Source organism: Pseudarthrobacter sp. H2, assembly GCF_050157045.1.
Lineage (GTDB): Bacteria > Actinomycetota > Actinomycetes > Actinomycetales > Micrococcaceae > Arthrobacter.
This window is the reverse complement of sequence record NZ_CP189594.1, coordinates 2,449,761-2,469,917: the sequence shown is the minus strand read 5'-3', so window position 1 is coordinate 2,469,917 and position 20,157 is coordinate 2,449,761. Positions and strand designations below refer to the sequence as shown.

Annotated in this window: 17 protein-coding genes, 1 tRNA gene and 1 pseudogene; 12 read left to right on the top strand and 7 right to left on the bottom strand. The window is 68.0% G+C overall.

Translation table 11 applies throughout. The features are described from left to right. Nucleotides 1–14 precede the first annotated feature (14 nt). From ACQCSZ_RS11670 to ACQCSZ_RS11660, 3 genes are all read left to right on the top strand, one after another. Entirely contained in the window at nucleotides 15–695 is a 681-nt protein-coding gene (locus ACQCSZ_RS11670) for a lysophospholipid acyltransferase family protein (protein WP_427008321.1), read from the top strand. Then, on the top strand, nucleotides 692–2,242 hold the full coding sequence (der, locus tag ACQCSZ_RS11665) for a ribosome biogenesis GTPase Der (RefSeq protein WP_427008125.1): 1,551 nt from the start codon (nucleotides 692–694) through the stop codon (nucleotides 2,240–2,242). The genes ACQCSZ_RS11670 and der overlap by 4 nt, the downstream gene beginning before the upstream one ends. A 139-nt stretch (nucleotides 2,243–2,381) precedes the next feature. Next, nucleotides 2,382–2,458, top strand: a tRNA-Pro gene (locus tag ACQCSZ_RS11660). Nucleotides 2,459–2,533: 75 nt separating this feature from the next. On the opposite strand, the gene ACQCSZ_RS11655 is transcribed toward ACQCSZ_RS11660, so the two are convergent. Then, nucleotides 2,534–3,403 (bottom strand): DNA-formamidopyrimidine glycosylase family protein, encoded by an 870-nt coding sequence (locus ACQCSZ_RS11655; protein WP_427008124.1) that lies wholly within the window; start codon nucleotides 3,401–3,403, stop codon nucleotides 2,534–2,536. A 145-nt stretch (nucleotides 3,404–3,548) separates the two neighbouring features. Here ACQCSZ_RS11655 and gcvH point away from each other — a divergent pair, with 145 nt between their 5' ends. The 5 genes from gcvH (at nucleotide 3,549) to ACQCSZ_RS11630 (ending at nucleotide 6,668) form a co-directional block, all read left to right on the top strand. Continuing rightward, the gene (gene gcvH, locus ACQCSZ_RS11650; RefSeq protein WP_427008123.1) at nucleotides 3,549–3,935 is read left to right on the top strand and encodes a glycine cleavage system protein GcvH; all 387 of its coding nucleotides are present in this window, start codon (nucleotides 3,549–3,551) and stop codon (nucleotides 3,933–3,935) included. Nucleotides 3,936–4,075: 140 nt separating this feature from the next. Then, nucleotides 4,076–4,546, top strand: a complete 471-nt coding sequence (locus ACQCSZ_RS11645) for an FHA domain-containing protein (protein ID WP_427008122.1) — start codon at nucleotides 4,076–4,078, stop codon at nucleotides 4,544–4,546. 23 nt (nucleotides 4,547–4,569) lie between these two features. Further along, nucleotides 4,570–5,286, top strand: coding sequence for a MerR family transcriptional regulator (locus ACQCSZ_RS11640; RefSeq protein WP_427008121.1), 717 nt, complete (start codon nucleotides 4,570–4,572; stop codon nucleotides 5,284–5,286). Further along, nucleotides 5,286–5,786, top strand: a complete 501-nt coding sequence (locus ACQCSZ_RS11635; RefSeq protein WP_427008120.1) for a bifunctional nuclease family protein — start codon at nucleotides 5,286–5,288, stop codon at nucleotides 5,784–5,786. Before ACQCSZ_RS11640 ends, ACQCSZ_RS11635 begins: the two co-directional genes overlap by 1 nt. 285 nt (nucleotides 5,787–6,071) lie before the next feature. Next, entirely contained in the window at nucleotides 6,072–6,668 is a 597-nt protein-coding gene (locus ACQCSZ_RS11630) for a MerR family transcriptional regulator (RefSeq protein ID WP_211881640.1), read from the top strand. Nucleotides 6,669–6,757: 89 nt separating this feature from the next. On the opposite strand, the gene ACQCSZ_RS11625 is transcribed toward ACQCSZ_RS11630, so the two are convergent. After that, complete coding sequence (locus ACQCSZ_RS11625) at nucleotides 6,758–7,597, bottom strand: ParA family protein (protein WP_427008119.1); 840 nt, start codon at nucleotides 7,595–7,597, stop codon at nucleotides 6,758–6,760. Between the two features lie 332 nt (nucleotides 7,598–7,929). Here ACQCSZ_RS11625 and ACQCSZ_RS11620 point away from each other — a divergent pair, with 332 nt between their 5' ends. After that, entirely contained in the window at nucleotides 7,930–11,325 is a 3,396-nt protein-coding gene (locus tag ACQCSZ_RS11620) for a pyruvate carboxylase (protein WP_427008118.1), read from the top strand. Between the two features lie 83 nt (nucleotides 11,326–11,408). Here ACQCSZ_RS11620 and ACQCSZ_RS11615 read toward each other — a convergent pair whose 3' ends face one another. Then, nucleotides 11,409–13,229 (bottom strand): AMP-dependent synthetase/ligase, encoded by a 1,821-nt coding sequence (locus ACQCSZ_RS11615; RefSeq protein WP_427008117.1) that lies wholly within the window; start codon nucleotides 13,227–13,229, stop codon nucleotides 11,409–11,411. A gap of 272 nt (nucleotides 13,230–13,501) precedes the next feature. On the opposite strand from ACQCSZ_RS11615, the gene ACQCSZ_RS11610 reads away from it, so the two are divergent. Then, complete coding sequence (locus ACQCSZ_RS11610) at nucleotides 13,502–14,569, top strand: ROK family glucokinase (protein ID WP_427008116.1); 1,068 nt, start codon at nucleotides 13,502–13,504, stop codon at nucleotides 14,567–14,569. Nucleotides 14,570–14,603: 34 nt separating this feature from the next. Here ACQCSZ_RS11610 and ACQCSZ_RS11605 read toward each other — a convergent pair whose 3' ends face one another. The 4 genes and pseudogenes from ACQCSZ_RS11605 to ACQCSZ_RS11590 form a co-directional block, all read right to left on the bottom strand. Beyond that, entirely contained in the window at nucleotides 14,604–15,464 is an 861-nt protein-coding gene (locus tag ACQCSZ_RS11605; protein WP_427008320.1) for a hypothetical protein, read from the bottom strand. 86 nt (nucleotides 15,465–15,550) lie between these two features. Next, nucleotides 15,551–16,252, bottom strand: a pseudogene (locus tag ACQCSZ_RS11600) (IS4 family transposase); the annotation flags it as partial. A 186-nt stretch (nucleotides 16,253–16,438) separates the two neighbouring features. Then, nucleotides 16,439–16,981 carry a hypothetical protein gene (locus tag ACQCSZ_RS11595; RefSeq protein ID WP_427008115.1) on the bottom strand — a complete coding sequence of 181 codons (543 nt, stop codon included), beginning with the start codon at nucleotides 16,979–16,981 and terminating at the stop codon, nucleotides 16,439–16,441. Next, a complete protein-coding gene (locus tag ACQCSZ_RS11590) occupies nucleotides 16,974–17,777 on the bottom strand; it encodes an alpha/beta hydrolase (protein WP_427008114.1) in 804 nt (267 codons plus the stop codon). Before ACQCSZ_RS11590 ends, ACQCSZ_RS11595 begins: the two co-directional genes overlap by 8 nt. A 173-nt stretch (nucleotides 17,778–17,950) precedes the next feature. Between ACQCSZ_RS11590 and ACQCSZ_RS11585 the strand changes: the two genes are divergently transcribed. Both ACQCSZ_RS11585 and ACQCSZ_RS11580 read left to right on the top strand, forming a co-directional pair. Beyond that, the gene (locus ACQCSZ_RS11585) at nucleotides 17,951–18,700 is read left to right on the top strand and encodes a lysophospholipid acyltransferase family protein (protein WP_427008113.1); all 750 of its coding nucleotides are present in this window, start codon (nucleotides 17,951–17,953) and stop codon (nucleotides 18,698–18,700) included. A 65-nt stretch (nucleotides 18,701–18,765) separates the two neighbouring features. Then, the gene (locus ACQCSZ_RS11580; protein ID WP_427008112.1) at nucleotides 18,766–20,157 is read left to right on the top strand and encodes a class II 3-deoxy-7-phosphoheptulonate synthase; all 1,392 of its coding nucleotides are present in this window, start codon (nucleotides 18,766–18,768) and stop codon (nucleotides 20,155–20,157) included.

Below are 20,157 nucleotides of genomic sequence, written 5' to 3'. Positions count from 1 at the left end.
CCTGGAGCCGGCCCGTGGGCTGGATCCTGGACCACATCCTGTACCGGACCTCGGTCACGGGGCGTTCCAACGTCCCGGCCACCGGCCCGGTGATCTTCGCCGGAAACCACATCAGCTACCTGGACGGACCGGTCATGTTCGGGGCCTCGCCGCGGCGGATGCACATCCTGGTCAAGCAGGAAATGTTCGCCGGGTTCCTGGGCCGCGTGCTCACGGCCTCGGGCCAGCTGCCGGTGGACCGCGCGGGTGACTGTGCGGCCCTGCACCGGGCCAAGCGGGTGCTCGACGCCGGGCGGTGCGTCGGGATCCTGCCCGAAGGAACGCGGGGGAGCGGCGAAGCCGCCGCGATCAACAACGGTGTCGCCTGGCTCGCGCTGAACTCCCGCGCGACGGTGGTCCCCGTGGCCATCCTGGGCACCCGGGTCGGCGCAGAGCATCTGGACACGGTTCCGCCGCTGCGCCGGCGGCTGCACGTCAGCTTCGGCGGGGCCATCAATGTCAGCCGCAGGCCCGGCGAGACCGGCCGTGTTTCAATGGACAGGGCGGGAACCGAGATCCGCGCCGCGCTGGCCCGCCATGTCCAGGACTCGATCCAAAGAACCGGGCAGCCCTTGCCCGACGCGGATTCCCCGCAAGAACGTCATGAAGCAGTAGCCGGGACGCCGGCAGATCACCCCATAAGGAATGTGCAATGAGCGATACGACTCAAACCTCCGGCCAATTTGGCGCCGGCGAAGACGAATACACGCCCACCGGCACGGACCAGGTGGCTGAGCACCTCGCCGCACTGGACGACGAGGAAGCGGAACTCCGCGCGGCCTCCCTCCGTGCAGGCCTGGACGACTACGAACTGGATGAAGACGACGCCGCCCTGCTGAGCGGCGAGTACGACGACGAGGATTTCGACGGTCCGGTCAAGCTTGATCCCGTGCTGGCCATCATCGGCCGGCCCAACGTGGGCAAGTCAACCCTGGTGAACCGCATCCTCGGCCGCCGCGAAGCCGTGGTGGAAGACACCCCTGGCGTCACCCGTGACCGGGTCATGTACTCGGCCACCTGGAACGGCCGGAACTTCACCGTGGTCGACACCGGCGGCTGGGAGCACGATGCCCGCGGCATCCACGCCCGTGTGGCCGAACAGGCCGAGATGGCCGTGGAGCTCGCCGACGCCGTGCTGTTCGTTGTCGACTCCGCCGTCGGCGCCACGGCCACGGACGAGGGCGTTGTGAAGATGCTCCGTAAGTCCAAGAAGCCGGTCATCATGGTGGCCAACAAGGTGGACGACTTCGCGCAGGAAGCCGATTCGGCGACGCTCTGGGGCCTGGGCTTCGGTGAGCCGTACCCGGTTTCGGCGCTCCACGGCCGCGGCGTCGCCGACCTGCTGGACCACGTCATGGACACGCTGCCCGAGTTCTCCACGATCGAAGGGCTGGAACGCTCCGGCGGCCCGCGCCGCATCGCCCTGATCGGCCGGCCCAACGTCGGCAAGTCCTCGCTGCTGAACAAGCTGGCCGGCTCCGAGCGCGTGGTGGTGGACAACACCGCCGGCACCACCCGGGACCCGGTCGATGAGTTCATCGAACTCGGCGACCGGACCTGGCGCTTCGTCGACACCGCCGGCATCCGCCGCCGGCAGCACATGGCCCAGGGCGCGGATTTCTACGCCTCGCTGCGGACGCAGAGCGCGCTCGAAAAGGCGGAGGTCGCCGTCGTGCTCCTCGCCGTGGACGAAGTCCTCAGCGAGCAGGATGTCCGCATCCTGCAGCTGGCCATCGAGTCCGGCCGCGCACTGGTGCTGGCCTTCAACAAGTGGGACCTGCTCGACGACGAACGCCGCACCTACCTGGAGCGTGAGATCGAGCGGGACCTGGCCCACGTGGCGTGGGCGCCGCGGGTCAACATTTCGGCGCTGACCGGCTGGCACAAGGACAAGCTCGTCCCCGCCCTGGACACCGCACTGGAAAGCTGGGACAAGCGCATCGCCACCGGGCGCCTCAACGCCTTCCTGGGCGAACTGGTGGCCGCGCACCCGCACCCGGTCCGCGGCGGCAAGCAGCCCCGCATCCTGTTCGGGACCCAGGCCTCCAGCCGGCCCCCGAAGTTCGTCCTCTTCACCACCGGGTTCCTGGATCCGGGCTACCGCCGCTTCATCACCCGCCGGCTCCGCGAGACCTTCGGTTTCGAGGGCACGCCGATCGAGGTCAACATGCGGGTGCGCGAAAAGCGTGGCAAGAAGCGTTAGTCAGGACACACTGCGCCCGTGGCGCGTGAAAGTGTCACAGGCACCCTCCAGGATCGTGTAAGCTTTTGGAGGTGGTTCGGCCGGACTGCTTGGATGAAAATCTTTTAGATGTCATCGAGGCGGAGAACGGCGGAGCTAACGGGCTGTAGCGCAGCTTGGTAGCGCACTTGACTGGGGGTCAAGGGGTCGCAGGTTCAAATCCTGTCAGCCCGACCAACAGACAAAACCCCGCCGTTCCTGACAAGGGAACGGCGGGGTTTTCTGTTTCCCGGGACTTTTTCCCGGGGGGCGCTATTTCAGAAAGCGCGACGTCCGGCGGTCGGCCAGGATCTTTCCCTTGGTCTGGCAGCCCGGACAGTATTGCAGGGCGGTGTCGGCAAAGGAAACCTCGCGCACGGTGTCGCCGCACACCGGACACGCTTCACCCGTCCGGCCGTGGACCCTCATATGGCTCCGCTTGGTGTCCTTGAGCTCATGCGGCGGCTTGCCCTGGGCTTCGCGCAGGGCTGTCCCCAGAACGCTGTGGATGGCGTCGTGGAGGAGCCGGACCGCGTCCCGGTCCAGGGAATTGGCGATCGCGAAAGGTGACAGCCTGGCCGAGTGCAGGATCTCGTCGCTGTAGGCGTTCCCGATGCCGGCAATCACGCCCTGGCTCCGCAGGACACCCTTGATTTGCTGGGAACTGGACCCAAGGATCTGCGCCAGGGCATCGACGTCGAACCCGGGGCTGAACGGATCCGGTCCGAGCGCCGCGATGCCGGGAACGTCGTAGGGATCCCGGACCACATACGCCGCCAGGCCCTTTTTCGTCCCGGCCTCGGTCAGATCCATGCCGAGCGGGCCGGATGCGCCGGCAAACGACAGCCGCACCGCTATGGGTCCGTTGCCCTTCTTCAGCTGGATATCAGTGGGGGCCTCGGTGAAGCGGACCCAGCCGGCCCTCGCCAGGTGGAAGACAAAATACAGCCCGTCGGCGTCCACGCTGACGAACTTGCCGAAGCGGCGCACCCCGGCCACGGCCCTGCCCTCCAGTTCGGAGAAGGGGGGAATCGCCGTTTTGAGTACCGCAAACGAGGCGATCTGGATCTTCGTGACCACAGCTCCGGGCAGATGCCCGTCCAGAAAGCCGGTCAGGGCCGCCACTTCCGGAAGCTCCGGCATTGCCTAGGCTCTATGCGCTTGTTCTGTCATTTCACCATCATGTCAGAGTGCTCCCGGGCGCAGGCGGATATGCCTATACTTTCAGCGGCGGCCAGTTCAGAACACCGCCGTCGACATTGGTGATTGACCCGACGAAAGGCCCGTCATGAGCATTATTCCCGAAGAGCTGTCCTACACCGCAGAACACGAATGGGTTTCTGCCCCCAACGCCGACGGAGTCGTGCGCGTGGGCATCACCGATTTTGCCCAGGACGCACTCGGGGACGTCGTCTATGCCCAGATGCCCGAGGTGGGCGCCACGATCAAGGCCAACGACGTCGTCGGCGAGGTCGAATCGACCAAGAGCGTCAGCGACATCTACGCCCCGGTCTCGGGCGAGGTCGTATCCCGGAACGAGTCGCTGGACACCGATTCGGCCCTGATCAATTCCGATCCGTACGGCGAGGGCTGGCTGATGGAAATCAAGCTCGCGGAAGCCGACGCCGTCGAGTCGTTGCTCAGTGCATCGGAGTACGAACAGCAGGTAGGCTAAAGCAAGAGGCCATTCGGGCCGGGGCGTCGGGACAACACACAGACGACGCCCCGCCGGAGGGCCATCCCGGAACCGCCAGGCTTTCCGGGCGGCATGCGTTGTTTGCAGGGGGGACACCTGCAACGAATGAGGAGGACTCAATGTTTGGGCACGAACGGAACGACACCGGTCACGGCACGGGTGGAGTGAAAGCTTCGGAGACCACGTCGATCAACCTCACCCCGGTGCGCGACGAACCCACCATCGCCCCGAGGGTCTCTGCCGATGAGCGGACGGCCGTCGAGTCCCTTCCCTTCGGCTCGGCGCTGCTCGTGGCCCACAGCGGACCCAACGCGGGAGCCCGCTTCCTGCTGGACACGGATGTCACGACGGCGGGGCGGCACCCGGACGCCGACATCTTCCTGGACGACGTCACGGTCTCGCGCCGCCATGTTGAATTCCGCCGCACGGCCCGCAGCTTCGAAGTCGTGGACACCGGGAGCCTGAACGGCACCTACGTCAACCACGACCGCGTCGACGCCGTGGAGCTGAAATCCGGAAACGAGGTCCAGATCGGGAAGTTCCGCCTGACCTTCTACCTGAGCCCTGCCCGCGCAGCAGGCAACGTCTGATACCGGGGCAGTTGCCTGTGGCAATGGCACAAGCCGATCGGCGCGGACCCCAGGTTCTGAACATCGGGGAGGTCCTGGCTCAGCTGAGCGACGATTTCCCCACCATGACCGCGTCGAAAATCAGGTTCCTTGAGGAAAAGGGACTCATCAGTCCGCAACGTACGCCTGCCGGTTACCGGCAGTACTCCGAGAGCGACGTCGAGCGGCTCCGCTTCGTGCTGGCCCTCCAGCGGGACCAGTACCTGCCGTTGAAGGTCATCAAGGACTACCTCGAGGCGATCGACCGCGGTGAGCGCCCGGACAACCTGCCCGCCGGGGTCACGGTTTCCCCACGGATCGTCTCCCAGGAGCTCGCATCCGAACTGCAAAACCGGGTGCGGCGGCTGAGCGAGGAACAGCTCCGGGCAGAGTCAGGCGCCAGCGTCCCGCTGCTGGAATCACTCCTGAGCTTCGGCCTGATCGGCCACGTCAACGGCAAGTTCGACGAACACGCCCTCCAGGTGGCGCGCGCCTGCGTGCAGCTGGAGAGCCACGGCCTGGAACCACGGCACCTCCGGCCCTTCCAGGCGGCAGCCGAACGCGAATTCGGGCTGGTGGAACGCGCCGTGGCCACACTGACCTCACGCAAGGATGCCGCCTCCCATGCGCGCGCCGCCGAGGCCGCGCGCGAAATCAGCGACCTCTGCCTCTCGCTGCATCAGGCACTGGTCCAGGACCGCATCTCAAGAATGGACATCTGATGATTGAGGTGGAGATTGTCGGCGTGCGGATTGAGCTGCCATCAAACCAGCCGCTCGTCCTACTGAAGGAAATCCGCGGTGAACGCCATGTCCCGATCTGGATCGGAACCCCGGAGGCCAGCGCCATCGCCCTGGCCCAGCAAGGCGTGGTCCCGCCCCGGCCGATGACCCACGACCTGCTGGTGGACGTGGTTGAAGCCCTCGGCCACTCCATTGTCAGCGTCAACATCGTTGCGGTGGAGGACAACATCTTCTACGGCCAGCTGCAATTCGACGACGGGACCACCGTGAGCTCACGGGCCTCGGATGCGCTGGCGCTGGCGTTGCGGGCCAAGTGCCGGATCTGGTGCGCCGACGCCGTGATGGACGAGGCCGGCGTCAGGATCACCGAGCACGACGAGGGTGAGGACACCCACCCCCCCGCCGTCGACGAGGAAGGTGAACTGCGGCGGTTCCGGGAGTTCCTGGACGACGTCGAGCCTGAAGACTTCGGCGGCTGAGCCGGCCGGGGCCGCCGAGGGGTTGTGAAGCTTAAAGTCGAGGATGAAAGTTTCGACACGCCCCTGCAAATGGGTGAAGGTCTTTGACCTTGGGTCTTGACAGGCCTAACGTCAAAGGTACAAGTTCCCATTGCATACGACAGCCCCGCAAGTCACACTGGAAAGTGCAGCCATGGCTAAATTACACGCATGAATTTCACACTTCGAATTTCACTCGTGTCAGTCGGTTCGTTAGTCAGCTGTCGCTGCAACTTTCTCAGGGAGCTCATGACAAGGAGGATCCACGTGAGTCTGAAAGGCGAAGCAGGAGAGCTTAGGCACCCGTCCACGGCTGGTGTGGCTGTACCCGCCAGCGGTGCCCAGGGCCTGCTGTTCACCGAGGATCTTCCTGTCCTGGACGAGGACGCGGGCTACCGCGGCCCCACGGCCTGCAAGGCCGCCGGCATCACCTACCGCCAGCTCGACTACTGGGCCCGGACCGGACTGGTGGAGCCCGCGGTCCGCGGCGCGGCCGGTTCCGGCTCGCAGCGGCTCTACGGCTTCCGTGACATTCTTGTCCTCAAGGTCGTCAAGCGGCTCCTTGATACGGGCGTCTCACTCCAGCAGATCCGCTCGGCCGTCGAACACCTGCGGGAACGCGGCGTCGAAGACCTGGCCCAGATCACGCTCATGAGCGACGGCGCCAGTGTCTACGAGTGCACGTCGGCAGATGAAGTCATTGATCTGGTGCAGGGCGGCCAGGGTGTCTTCGGCATCGCCGTCGGACGCGTCTGGCGCGAAGTCGAAGGCAGCCTCGCGGCGCTTCCCAGCGAACACGTAACGGATCAGTCGTTCCCCGACGACGAACTCAGCAAGCGCCGGGCTGCCCGCAAAATCGGCTAGCCACGCCGCATACCAGGATGTAGAACAAAGGCCGCCTTCCCACCGGGAAAGCGGCCTTCGGCCTGCGTCCTGCCGTTCCTGGTCGCGGCCTAGCGCCGGCTGCGGTCGCGGGCCGGACCGGTCCGGGGGCCGGACTTCATCAGGTTCGCCAGCAGGGCGTCGTACAGCCCCGCGGCATTCTTGGCGGAGTCCCCGGGCCAATGGTGGATCGAGTGGGCGGCCCCCTGGATCTGCTGCCAGTTGGCCTGCTCCGGAATGAACGGGGACAGCAGCAGTTCACCGAACATGGACTGCATCTCGGCCAGGCGGAAGCTGTGCTCCGAGGAGCCGCTGCGCACGCGGTTCGCCACGATGCCCGCCGGTGAGAGGTTCGGGGCGAATTCCTGGCGGAAGAGCTGGATCGCACGCATGGTGCGCTCCGTCCCGGCCACGGAGAAGAGGCCTGGTTCGGCCACCAGGGTGACCTTGTCGCTGGCGGACCATGCCATCCTGGTGAGTCCGTTGAGCGACGGCGGGCAGTCGACCAGCACCAATTCATAGTTGTCCGCGCCCGCCAGGACTGCGGAGAGCCGGCGCAGGTCGCGGCGGCCGAGATCCGGGCGGTCGTAGATACCGGTGTAGGCGGAGCCCACGGCCACATCCAGGATGGACACCGGAGAGCCTGCGGGGGAGGAGCCGCCGGCGCGTTCCACCCAGTCGCTGGGAACAACGTTGTCGGCCAGGCGTGCCCGCCGGGGGGCCTTGAGCATCCGGCCGATATCGAGCCGGTCATCCGGCCGGACCCCGAGGGCAGTGCTCGCGTCCGCGTGGGGGTCAAGGTCGACGACGAGGGTGGGGATGCCGGCGGCGAGTGCCGCCGACGCCAGCCCGGTGGTCACGGATGTCTTGCCGACACCGCCTTTGAGGCTGCTGATGCTGACTACTTGCACTTGAAAGACCAATACCTAACGCCGGTTGCCGGGACGGGGTCGTGCCGGCTCCTGCGTTCTCCGGAACCGGGGCGTGCATGCGCCACCCGCCCCTTCATCATATGTTGATGCCCGCCGGAAACCTGTCTCATCCGGCCATCCCGGTGAAGCCGTCCCGCAAGCCGTCCCGCGGGCCCGGCCCGCGTGCAGGTCCCTCGGGCACGTCCCGCGGGCCGCCACGGCCCACGTGACGCGCGCCGCTGTGACCGTCGACACAATGATTTGTGTTTGTCCACGCCGGTCTTGGAGACTGTGGGGAATTACTGATACGCCGGCAATGATGCAGGAGAACCATGTTTTCGAAGATTCTGGTGGCGAACCGCGGCGAAATCGCGATCCGCGCCTTCCGCGCCAGCTATGAGCTGGGCGCCAAGACTGTAGCCGTTTTTCCCACTGAGGACCGGAATTCGATCCACCGCCAGAAGGCCGATGAGGCGTATCTGATCGGCGAGGAGGGCCACCCGGTCCGGGCGTACCTCGACGTCGACGAGGTCGTGCGCGTGGCCAAGGAATCCGGGGCGGACGCCATCTACCCGGGCTACGGCTTCCTCTCCGAGAACCCCCGCCTCGCGCGTGCCGCCGAGGCTGCAGGCATCACCTTCGTCGGCCCGCCGGCGGAAGTCCTGGAACTGGCCGGCAACAAGGTGGCAGCCCTGGAGGCGGCCCGCAAGGCCGGTGTTCCCGTACTCAAGTCCAGCCAGCCGTCCAAGGACGTCGACGAGCTCATCGCTGCCGCCGACGTGATCGGTTTCCCCATCTTCGCCAAGGCCGTGGCCGGCGGCGGCGGCCGCGGCATGCGCCGGGTGGACACCCGGGAGGCGCTGCCCGACGCCCTGCAGGCCGCCATGCGCGAGGCGGACGCCGCGTTCGGTGATCCCACGATGTTCCTGGAGCAGGCCGTCCTGCGTCCCCGCCACATCGAAGTGCAGATCCTGGCCGACGCCGAGGGCAACGTCATGCACCTCTTCGAGCGCGACTGTTCCATCCAGCGCCGCCACCAGAAGGTCATCGAGATCGCCCCGGCACCGAACCTCGACGAGGGCATCCGGCAGGCGCTCTACCGCGATGCCGTGAAGTTCGCCAAGGCGCTGAATTATGTCAATGCGGGCACCGTCGAATTCCTCGTGGACACCGTGGGGGAGCGCGCCGGCCAGCACGTGTTCATCGAGATGAACCCGCGCATCCAGGTCGAGCACACCGTGACCGAGGAAGTCACCGACGTCGACCTGGTCCAGGCGCAGCTGCGCATCGCCGCCGGCGAGACCCTCGCGGACCTTGGCCTCTCGCAGGAGACCGTCCAGCTCAAGGGTGCGGCACTGCAGTGCCGCATCACCACCGAGGACCCCGCCAACGGCTTCCGGCCCGACGTCGGCAAGATCACCGGCTACCGTTCGGCAGGAGGCGCCGGAGTCCGGCTCGACGGCGGCACCGTGTACTCGGGCGCCGAGATCAGCCCGCACTTCGACTCCATGCTGGTCAAGCTCACCTGCCGCGGCCGTGACTACCCGGCCGCCGTGGCCCGGGCCCGGCGCGCCCTTGCCGAGTTCCGCATCCGCGGCGTGTCCACCAACATCTCCTTCCTGCAGGCGGTCCTCGACGATGCGGACTTCGTGGCCGGCAATGTGGCCACCTCGTTCATCGACGAGCGCCCCGCGCTGCTCAAGGCCCGCGTCTCCGCGGACCGCGGCACCAAGCTGCTGACCTGGCTCGCGGACGTCACCGTCAACAAGCCCAACGGCGAGCTCCAGGTCCACTCGGACCCGGCCGCGAAGCTCCCGGCCGTGGAGGGCATGGAGTATGCTCCGGGCTCACGCCAGCGGCTGCTGGAGCTCGGCCCGGAGGGCTTCGCGCAGGCCCTGCGCGCGCAGGACGCCGTGGCCGTCACGGACACCACGTTCCGCGACGCCCACCAGTCACTGCTGGCCACTCGCGTCCGCACCCGCGACCTCGTCGCGGCCGGCCCCGCCGTCTCCAGCCTGCTCCCGGGGCTGCTCTCCGTGGAAGCCTGGGGCGGTGCCACCTACGACGTCGCCCTGCGGTTCCTGGGCGAAGACCCCTGGGACCGGCTCGCGGCCCTGCGGAAGGCGCTGCCGAACGTCTGCCTGCAGATGCTCCTCCGCGGCCGGAACACCGTGGGCTACACGCCATACCCGGAGGAGGTCACGGTGGCGTTCGTCAACGAGGCCGCCGCCACCGGGATCGACATCTTCCGCATCTTCGATGCCCTCAACGACGTCAACCAGATGGCCCCGGCCATCCGCGCCGTCCGCGAGACCGGAACCGCCGTCGCCGAGGTGGCCCTCTGCTACACGGCGGACATGCTGGACCCGGCAGAAAAGCTCTACACCCTCGACTACTACCTGGAGCTCGCCCAGCGGATCGTCGACGCGGGCGCGCACATCCTGGCGATCAAGGACATGGCCGGGCTGCTGCGTCCCGCGGCGGCCGCCCGCCTCGTCACTGCCCTGCGGGAACGGTTCGACCTCCCGGTCCACCTGCACACCCACGACACCGCAGGCGGCCAGCTGGCCACCCTCCTGGCGGCCGTGGACGCCGGGGTGGACGCGGTGGACGTCGCGTCGGCCTCGCTGGCCGGCACCACCAGCCAGCCCTCGGCTTCCGCCCTCGTGGCGGCACTGGCCCACACCCCCCGGGACACCGGGCTGAGCCTGGCCAACGTCTGCGCCCTGGAACCGTACTGGGAAGCCGTCCGCCGGGTGTACGCGCCGTTCGAATCCGGCCTGCCGGGCCCCACCGGCCGGGTCTACCAGCACGAAATCCCCGGCGGCCAGCTCTCCAACCTGCGCCAGCAGGCGATGGCCCTGGGCCTGGGCGAGCGGTTCGAGGCGATCGAGGACATGTACACCGCCGCGGACCGCATCCTCGGCCGGCTCGTGAAGGTGACCCCGTCCTCCAAGGTCGTTGGGGACCTGGCCCTGCACCTCGTCGGACTCAACGCGGACCCGGCGGACTTCAACGAGAACCCGCAGAAGTACGACATCCCGGATTCCGTGATCGGCTTCCTCTCCGGCGAGCTGGGGGATCCTCCCGGCGGCTGGCCCGAGCCGTTCCGGACCAAGGCCCTGCAGGGCCGCACCGTCAAGGTCCGCGACGTCGAGCTCAGCGCCGAGGACAGCGCCGCGCTCCAGGGTGACTCCAGGACGCGGCAGCAGACCCTCAACCGCCTGCTCTTCGCCGGCCCCACCAAGGACTACCAGAAGAGCGTGGAGTCCTACGGCGACCTCTCCGTGCTGGACACCCGCGACTACCTGTACGGGCTGCAGCGCGGCGCGGAGCATGAAATCGAACTCGAGAAGGGCGTGCGCCTGATTGCCTCGCTCGAAGCAGTCTCCGAGCCGGACGAAAAGGGCATGCGCACGGTGATGTGCACGCTCAACGGCCAGTCCCGCCCGGTGGTGGTCCGGGACCGTTCCGTGGTCAGCAACGTCAAGGCCGCCGAGCGGGCCGACTCCTCCCAGCCCGGCCAGGTGGCCGCACCGTTCGCCGGCGCCGTCACCCTGACGGTCAAGACCGGAGATACGGTCAAGGCGGGGGACACCGTCGCCACGATCGAGGCGATGAAGATGGAAGCCTCCATCACGACGCCGGTGGGCGGCACCGTCGCGCGGCTCGCCGTCGGCGCCATCGAACAGGTCCAGGGCGGAGACCTGCTGCTCGTCGTCGAGTAGGACCCTAAGAGCAACGCGGGGTCACTTCGCGCCCATCCGATGCTGTCGGATGGGCGCGAAGTGACCCCGCGTTGTTGTGGCGGCTAGGCGTGGGTGGGACGCTTCGCGGTGTACATTTCTTCGATCACGGTCTCGAAGTCCTTCATCACTTGGCCGCGCTTGACCTTCATCGACGGCGTGAGGTGTCCGGAGGCCTCAGTGAAATCCGCGGTCACAATCCGGAAGGACTTGATGGCCTCGGCCTGGGAAACCGAGCGGTTGGCCCGGTTGATCAGGTCCTGGACTGCGGCCGTGACCACAGGGTTCTCCGCTGCTTCAGCCAGCGAGGTCGACGCCGGGAGGCCGTGGCGGTGCAGCCAGCCCGGGAGTGCCTCCTCATCCAGGGTCACGAGGGCACCGATGAACGGACGGTTGTCGCCCACCACCAGTACCTGCGAGACGAGGGCATCGGCGCGGATCTGGTCCTCCAGCAGGGCGGGCACCACGTTCTTGCCGCTGGCCGTGACGATGATTTCCTTCTTGCGCCCCGTGATGGTCAGGAAACCCTGCTCATCAAGCCGGCCGATGTCGCCGGTGCGCAGCCAGCCGTCCACGAAGGCGTCAGCGGAGAGATCCTCGCGGTGGAAGTAGCCGTTCATGACGCACACGCCTTTGGTGAGGATCTCGCCGTCGTCGGCGATCCTGACGGCGTTGCCCGGCAGCGGGGCGCCGACCGTGCCGATCTTGATCAGCTGCGGGGTGTTCACGGTGATGGGCGCCGTCGTTTCGGTCAGTCCGTAGCCTTCCAGGATCTGCAGGCCGATGCCTTGGAAGAAGTGTCCAAGCCGTTCACCGAGCGGCCCGCCGCCGGAGACCGCGTGCGAGACCCGGCCGCCCATCGCGTCGCGGAGCTTGCCGTAGACGAGCCTGTCGAACAGCGCGTGCTGGAGCTTCAGGCCCAGCCCCACCTTGCCGGCCTGCCGGGCGCGCGAGTAGGCGATTGCCGTGTCCGCGGCCCGGTGGAAGATGGCGCCCTTGCCGCCGTCCTCGGCCTTGGTCAGCGCCGAGTTGTAGACCTTCTCGAACACCCGCGGCACCGCGAGGATGAACGTGGGCCTGTAGCTCTGCAGGTCCGGGAGCAGGTTCTTGACGTCCGGGGTGTGTGCGACGGTGGTGCCGGCCGCCACCGCGAGCACCGAGATGAAACGGGCGAAGACGTGGGCGAGGGGCAGGAACATGATGGTCCTGGCCCCGTCGTGGACGACGCTTCCCAGGGAGGTGGCCAGCGCGTTCTCGGAGAGCTCCACGAAGTTGCCGTGGGTCAGCTCGCAGCCCTTGGGGCGGCCGGTGGTGCCCGAGGTGTAGATGATCGTGGCGATGTCCTTCAGGGTTGCCTGGCCGCGCCGGGCCTCGAGCTCCTCGTCGCTGACGGCGGCGCCGGCAGCCCGGACCTCGTCCAGGCCCGTGCCGGCAAGCTGCCAGACGTTCTTCAGGGCCGTCAGCGACTCGGACGCGGCGGCCTGGCGGATGGTGTCCTCGTGTTGGGCGGTCTCGCCGAACGCTGCGACCGCGCCCGAGTCGCCGAGGTTCCACGCGACCTGCGAGGGGGAGGAGGTCTCGTAGATCGGGACCGACACCGCGCCGGCAAACCAGATGGCGAAGTCAATCAGGGCCCATTCGTACCGCGTGCGGGACATGATGCCGACCCTGTCCCCGGCAGCGACACCGCTGGCCATCAGGCCTTTGGCGAGCAGCGAAGCATCGGCCAGGAACTCCGTGGCCCGGATATCCTCCCACTGGCCCGACTTGTCCAGACGCGAGAACAGCGCGGGGTTGGACGCCTTTGCCGCCTGGCGGAGCAGCAGATCCGTGACATTCGAGTCCGGGGCGACGTCGACCAGGGGCGGGACACTGATTTCTCGCACAATAGCTCCTTTGATATCCGTAGGCAGGCCAGGTACAGCCAACACTAGTACGCGGTCCGCAACGGGGGTGTTCCACAACACCTACTGGCGAGTAACTTTACGATGAAGCCCTCCGTTCCGCCAGCAGGCGGCGCCACCCGGACGGCGCCCCCGGACGGGGCGGCCGGCGGGGCCGGGGCCGCGGGCAGGCAGGCCGGCGGGCCAGGCACCTGTGGATACGCCCCTGGGAAGTCACACCGGCGAAGGCAATCCTGCGAATACAATGGGGAACCATGCATACACCCACATCCGGCCCGCAGCCCGGCCCGCAGCACAGGCCAGGCGCCTGGCGGCGCGGTGCCGCGGGTGCGGGATTCCGTCCGCACCGCTGGACTGGACGGACGGGCCTGGCCATCGGCGTCGACGTCGGAGGCACCAAGGTCGCTGCGGGCGTCGTCGACCCGGAGGGGCGGATCCTCAGCCGGGCGAAGCGGTCCACGCCCGGCAGCGAGCCCCGCGCCGTCGAAGAAGTCATCGTGGAACTCGTCGAGGAGTTGGGCCGGGGCCACCGGATCCGTTCGGTGGGGATCGGTGCCGCCGGCTGGATGGACCTCGACGGCGGAACGGTCCTTTTCAGCCCGCACCTGGCCTGGCGTAACGAGCCGTTGCGGGACAACCTGCAGCGGCTGCTGCGCCGTCCGGTGCTGCTGGCCAATGACGCCGACGCGGCGGCCTGGGCCGAATGGCGCTTCGGCGCCGGCCGGAACGAGAACAGGCTTGTCTGCATCACCCTGGGCACCGGAATCGGCGGCGCCATGGTGATGGACGGGCGGCTGGAACGCGGACGCTTCGGCGTGGCCGGGGAATTCGGCCACCAGATCATCATGCCGGGCGGCCACCGCTGCGAGTGCGGCAACCGCGGCTGCTGGGAACAGTACGCCTCGGGCAATGCGCTGGGCCGGGAGGCCCGTGAGCTGGCGGCTGCCAATTCCCCGGTGGCCCAGGAGCTGCTCAAGGCCGTGGGCGGCCGGACGGAACTGATTACCGGTGTGGTGGTCACGGAACTGGCCAAGGCCGGGGATCCGACCTCCCGCGAACTGCTCGAAGAGGTCGGGGAATGGCTCGGGCTCGGGCTGGCCAACCTGGCTGCCGCCCTGGACCCGGGCACGTTCGTCATCGGCGGCGGACTCTGCGACGCCGGCGAACTGCTCGTGGCGCCGGCACGGAAGGCCTTCGCGAGGAACCTGACCGGGCGTGGCTTCCGGCCCGCGGCCGGCATCGAGCTCGCCGCCCTGGGCCCGGACGCCGGCCTGATCGGCGCGGCCGACCTGTCCCGCGTCCGCAGCCTCATCCGGCGCTAACAGGCTTTTTCGTTAGTTCGCCGGGGGTCCAGGTTCAGGTCCAGCCGGCGGGGTGGCCGGGTTCACGGACATGCCCCGCGCAGGGGCTGGCGGGCATATTCCGGTTATGTCCGGTGGCGGGCGCGACGAATGGGCATGTCCTCCCGGGGAGCAGTCCGATCCCCGCGGCGGAGCCCCCGCACGTGCCCCGCGGATCCGGACATGTCCCGCGCAGGGGCTGGCGGATGGGCATATTCCGGTTGTGTCCGGTGGCGGGCGCGACGAATGGGCATGACCTCCCGGCGCGAAGAGGTCTTGGCCCCGCCCCAACCCCAATGCCGTTCGGTTGGGGGCCGGGATCCGGTGTCAAGATCCTGGTGTCGAGTGTCGCGGGATAGGTCCGACGGTCGACATCCCGTTCCTTGGCGCGGTACTTGGAGATCGCGCGTTTGACCACCCGGGGCCGGGAGCGGATGCGGCGGGCGGGCAACGGTTCGGCCAGCATGGCCGCCCCGATGCGACCGACCAGGTCCACCACGGTTCCGCTGAGGATCCCGCGGGCCTGGACCACCTGGTCGCGGGCGGACCTCAGTCCGATGGTGAAGGACAGGCGGTCCGGATCGATCTCGGGATGCCGCAGCGTCACATCGGTCATCGCGGTGCGCAACACCTGGTAGCAGGACAGCAGCGCCCAGGTCTCCTGGATGACCGCGGCAGGGTGCCGGCCGCGCAGCACCCGGCCGTTCAGGATGCGTGATTTCAATTCGCAGTAGGCCGTTTCGATCTCCCAACGCTCATGGTAGAGCCTGACCAGTCCCAGGGCGGGAGCCTGGATCGGGTCGAGCAACGTGGTGACCAGCCGGTATTCGGCGGTGAGCGTTTTGGCCTCGGTGGTGACCGTGAGTTCGGCGTCGATGACCCGTACGCGTTGGCCGGCGGCATGGGAGAGGTAGGAACCGTCGGCCAGCTGCTGAAGACCGGCAGTTTCATGGCGCTGAGACCGGTCCTGGCGCGGAAAAGGAAGTCCGCGCCCGTTTCGGCCACTTCACGGAAGAAGCCGTAGGTGGCGAAGTTCCGGTCCCCGAGCAGCACCATGCCCGGTTGCAGGCAGGAGATGAGCTGCCGGGCGTAGGTCAGCTCGCCCACGGCGTCGGTGCCGAAGGCCGCGTCGATCACCGAACGGGTCCCGGCCGTGAGGATCGCAACCAGCCGGATCATCGGGTACCCGGCCTCCCCGTTGACGCCGCCGCGCGGCTTGGGGTACCTGGCCCGGTTGGCCTCGGTATCGGCCACGGCCATCTGCGTGCCGTCGATGGCCACGACCAGCCGGCCAGCGAACCGGGTCACCTGCCGGGACCCGCACACCGCAGGGCCCTTGAGAAGGGTGAACAGCTCACGCAGCGGGGCCGTTCCCACCCGGCGCATGGCCTGGCTCAAGGATGAGGCCGAAGGTGTCTTCACCGGTGCCGGCGGCCCCGTGACCAGGCGTGAAAAGACCTGCTTCCAGCCCTGGTCGGCGAACAGGACCCCGGCGAGCAGCAGGTAGATCACCACCCGTGAGGGCAGCCTGCGCACCCGGCGTTCCCGGCCTCCGGCGGCCTCGAGCGCGGCATCAACCATGTCGAAGGGAACGACACGGGTCAGCTCGCCCAGATGCCCGGGTGCGAATACCCCCGGAGCGTGATTGATGGCAGAATCGGGCATAGTGGCTCCCGTGGGGGTGGATCAGTCTTGGTGGACCGAACTACTCAAGCAGGAGCCACACCCATATCCCCACGGACACGCCGATTCGACGGGACTTGACCCTGGACCCGAACGCCTAACCGAACGGCATTGCGCCTAACCCCGACGAATTAACGGAAATGACCGCTAGCCTGGCGCCGCGGATTCCTAGACGCGTGCGCCGTCGTCGTGCTCGTCTTTTTCGCCGGGAAGTTTCATGATCAGGAAGATCACCGACGCCGCGAACGCGGCGACGATTCCCAGGATGGCCACCAGCGGGGCGGACCGCCAGAACATCGCGGCCATCACGAGGGCTGCGGGGCCGCCGACAGCCCCCAGCCAGGCAAGCACCGTCATCGGATCGGCTCCGGCCAGGCTGGGAGGCTCCTCCGGCACGAAGGCGCCCTCGTCGTCGGCCTCAAAGTCCCGCGGTCCCGGCGCGGCGTCGGGACGGTCCCCGGCGCCGTCGGCGGGCGTCTTCGGGGCGAGGCGTTCCCGGGCCGAGGGTTCGACCGGCGCGGCACCGGACAGGCCCAGCGGATCGAAGTCCCTGAAGGCCCTGCCCGCTGCGGACTCCGCTGCGGACTCCGCGCCGGCCCCGCCGCCGGGCGCGTCCGGGTCCCTGCCCTCCAGGCGGGCAACGAGGTCCAGCCAGACGGCATCGTCCTGGTTGGCCCCGGGATCCGGCGAGTTGGGGTCCGGTCTAGTCATCTGCCGTGTCCTTCCGGCTGGCGTGGGCGGCGCCCGGGTTGTCCCCGCCGGTCACGGACCGGATGAATTCGGCCGTGCCGCGGAAGATCCCAGGCGCGTCGTTGTCCATGGTAGCCACGTGGTAGCTGTTTTCCAGCCGGATGACCTCGAGCGGGGCGTGCGTCAGTCCGCGCCGCAGGGCGGCGATGCTCTTGTCCGAGACGACGTGGTCCACCGATGACCGGTAGACGCGGACGGGGGCGGTGATCCGGGGCAGCAGCCGTACGGTGTCCTTGAACAGCTTGTTCAGCTCGTGCGCGGCGGCGACCGGCGTCCGCGGATAGGCGCCTTCGTCCGTGTCCGGCTTGAGGATGTCGTTGCCGATCGCGGGGGTGCTCTTGAGCACGAATTTCAGGATCCCGGCCAGGGGTGCGCGGGGGTCATCGATGACGAGGCCGGGGTTCACCACCACGGTCCCGGCCACGGGCCGGGTGGCGGCGATCCGGAGCGCCAGGGCCCCGCCCATGGACAGGCCGGCGACGACGACGTATCCGCACTCATCGGCCAATTCGAGGTAGGCCGCGTCCAGGGCCGCGTGCCAGTCCTGCCAGCGCGTCCTGGCCAGGTCCTGCCAGCTGGTGCCGTGGCCGGGGAGCAGCGGCATCCGTACGGCATACCCGGCGTCGGCCAGGGATTGCGCCCAGTCCCGGACAGCGTGGGGGCTGCCGGTGAAGCCGTGGGAGACCACGACGCCGGTGCTGGCGCCGGTGCCCGTGAACGCGCTGCTGAAGGGAGTGTGGTCCGGGGCTGGGCTCATTTGGGTCTCCGGGGTTCTGGGACAGCTGGTGAGGAACGTGCCTGGGAGCTGCTTCCGGTCATGAGCCCATCGTGTCACTCTTCCGGTTAAAACTCACTAGAGTAGGGTGTCAGTGAGGTGCGGGACTGGCCCCGTGGGGGCCCGCCGGGAGGACTTCATTAGGGGTACGCCACGTGTTTTATTGGTTCATGAAGACGTTCGTCCTGGGGCCGGTGCTGAAGCTGCTGTTCCGGCCGTGGGTCAAAGGCCTGGACAACGTCCCCGCCGACGGTGCCGCCATCCTGGCGTCGAACCATCTGTCCTTCTCCGATTCGATCTTCATGCCGCTCACCGTGCCCCGTCCCGTGGTGTTCCTGGCGAAATCGGAATACTTCACCGGCACCGGGTTCAAGGGCAGGCTGACCGCGGCCTTCTTCCGGCTGACCAACCAGCTGCCGATGGACCGGACCGGGGGAGCCGCCTCGGCGCAGTCGCTGAACGCAGGCCTGGACGTGCTCCGGAACGGTTCGCTGCTCGGGATCTATCCGGAGGGCACCCGCAGCCCGGACGGGCGGCTCTACCGGGGGAAGGTGGGCGTGGCCAGGCTCGCCCTGCAGGCACGCGTCCCGGTCATTCCCGTGGCCATGATCGGAACGGACAAGGTCCAGCCGATCGGCAAACGGGTGCCCAGCATCCGGCGCATCGGGATGATCTTCGGCGAGCCGCTGGACTTCAGCCGCTATTACGGGATGGCGGACGACCGGCTGATCCAGCGGTCCGTGACCGACGAGATCATGTATGAGCTGATGCGGCTGTCCGGCCAGGAGTACGTCGACGAGTACGCCGCCGTCGTCAAGCTCCGCCTGGCGGGGAAAGCGCTCCCGGGGAAGGCTCCGGAGCAGCTCCCTCCCGACGACGGACCGGCAGGTCCGGGAACAGTGTGACGCAGCGGAACTGTCAATGACGGCGGGGGTCCCTCCATCAGCGCCGGGGCAACTATCCTTAGAGGGTGACTGAGCTATCTGAGAAATCTGCCTCCCCGCTGACCAGTACTGCACAGAGCGGTGCAGCCGACTACCCGGGGCTGGACCACTGGCGGGAGCTTCCGGCCTCCCAGCAGCCCAGCTGGTCGGACAAGGCTGTTTTTGAGGCCTCGGTCAAGGACCTCTCCGTCCTTCCGCCCCTCGTTTTTGCGGGCGAAGTGGACATCCTGCGGGACCGCCTCGCGGCGGCCGCCCAGGGCAGGGCCTTCCTGCTCCAGGGCGGCGACTGCGCGGAAACCTTCGGGGCCGCCACGGCGGACAAGATCAGCGCCCGGGTCAAGACCATCCTCCAGATGGCGGTCGTCCTCACCTACGGTGCGGCGATGCCGGTCATCAAGATGGGCCGCATGGCGGGCCAGTTCGCCAAGCCCCGCTCGTCCAACGACGAGACCCGCGACGGCGTGACGCTTCCGGCGTACCGCGGCGACATCGTCAACGGCTACGACTTCACGCCGGAATCCCGCGCCCACGATGCCGGCCGGATGCTGACGGCGTACCATACCTCGGCGTCGACCCTCAACCTGATCCGGGCCTTCACGCAGGGCGGATTCGCGGACCTGCGCCTCGTGCACCAGTGGAACAAGGGCTTCACGGAAAACCCCGCCCACGCACGCTACGAGTCGCTGGCGCGGGACATCGACCGGGCCATCAAATTCATGGCCTCCTGCGGAGCGGACTTCGAGGCGCTCAAGCGCGTGGAGTTCTATGCCAGCCACGAGGCGCTGCTGCTGGAGTACGAGCGTGCCCTGACCCGCATCGACTCGCGCACCGGCTTTCCGTACGACACCTCGGCGCACTTCCTCTGGATCGGTGAGCGCACCCGCGAACTGGACCACGCCCATGTCGACTTCCTCGCGCGCGTCCGCAACCCCATCGGCGTGAAGCTGGGCCCGTCCACGAGCGGCGACGATGCGCTGCGCCTGATCGACAAGCTTGACCCGGACCGCGAACCCGGCCGCCTGACCTTCATCACCCGGATGGGCGCCACCAACATCCGCGAGAAGCTTCCCCCGATCGTCGAGCGGGTCACGGCCTCCGGCGCCCAGGTCCTCTGGGTCACGGACCCGATGCACGGCAACACCGTCACCTCGCCCAACGGCTACAAGACCCGCAAGTTCGACGACGTCATGGACGAGGTCCGCGGGTTCTTCGAAGTGCACCACGGCCTGGGAACCGTCCCGGGCGGCCTGCACGTGGAGATGACCGGCGACGACGTCGCCGAATGCCTCGGCGGGGCCGACCCGATCGACCAGGAAGCGTTCCTGGACCGCTACGAATCCGTCTGCGATCCGCGCCTGAACCACATGCAGTCGCTCGAGATGGCCTTCCTGGTCGCCGGAGCCTTGTCCAAGCGCTAG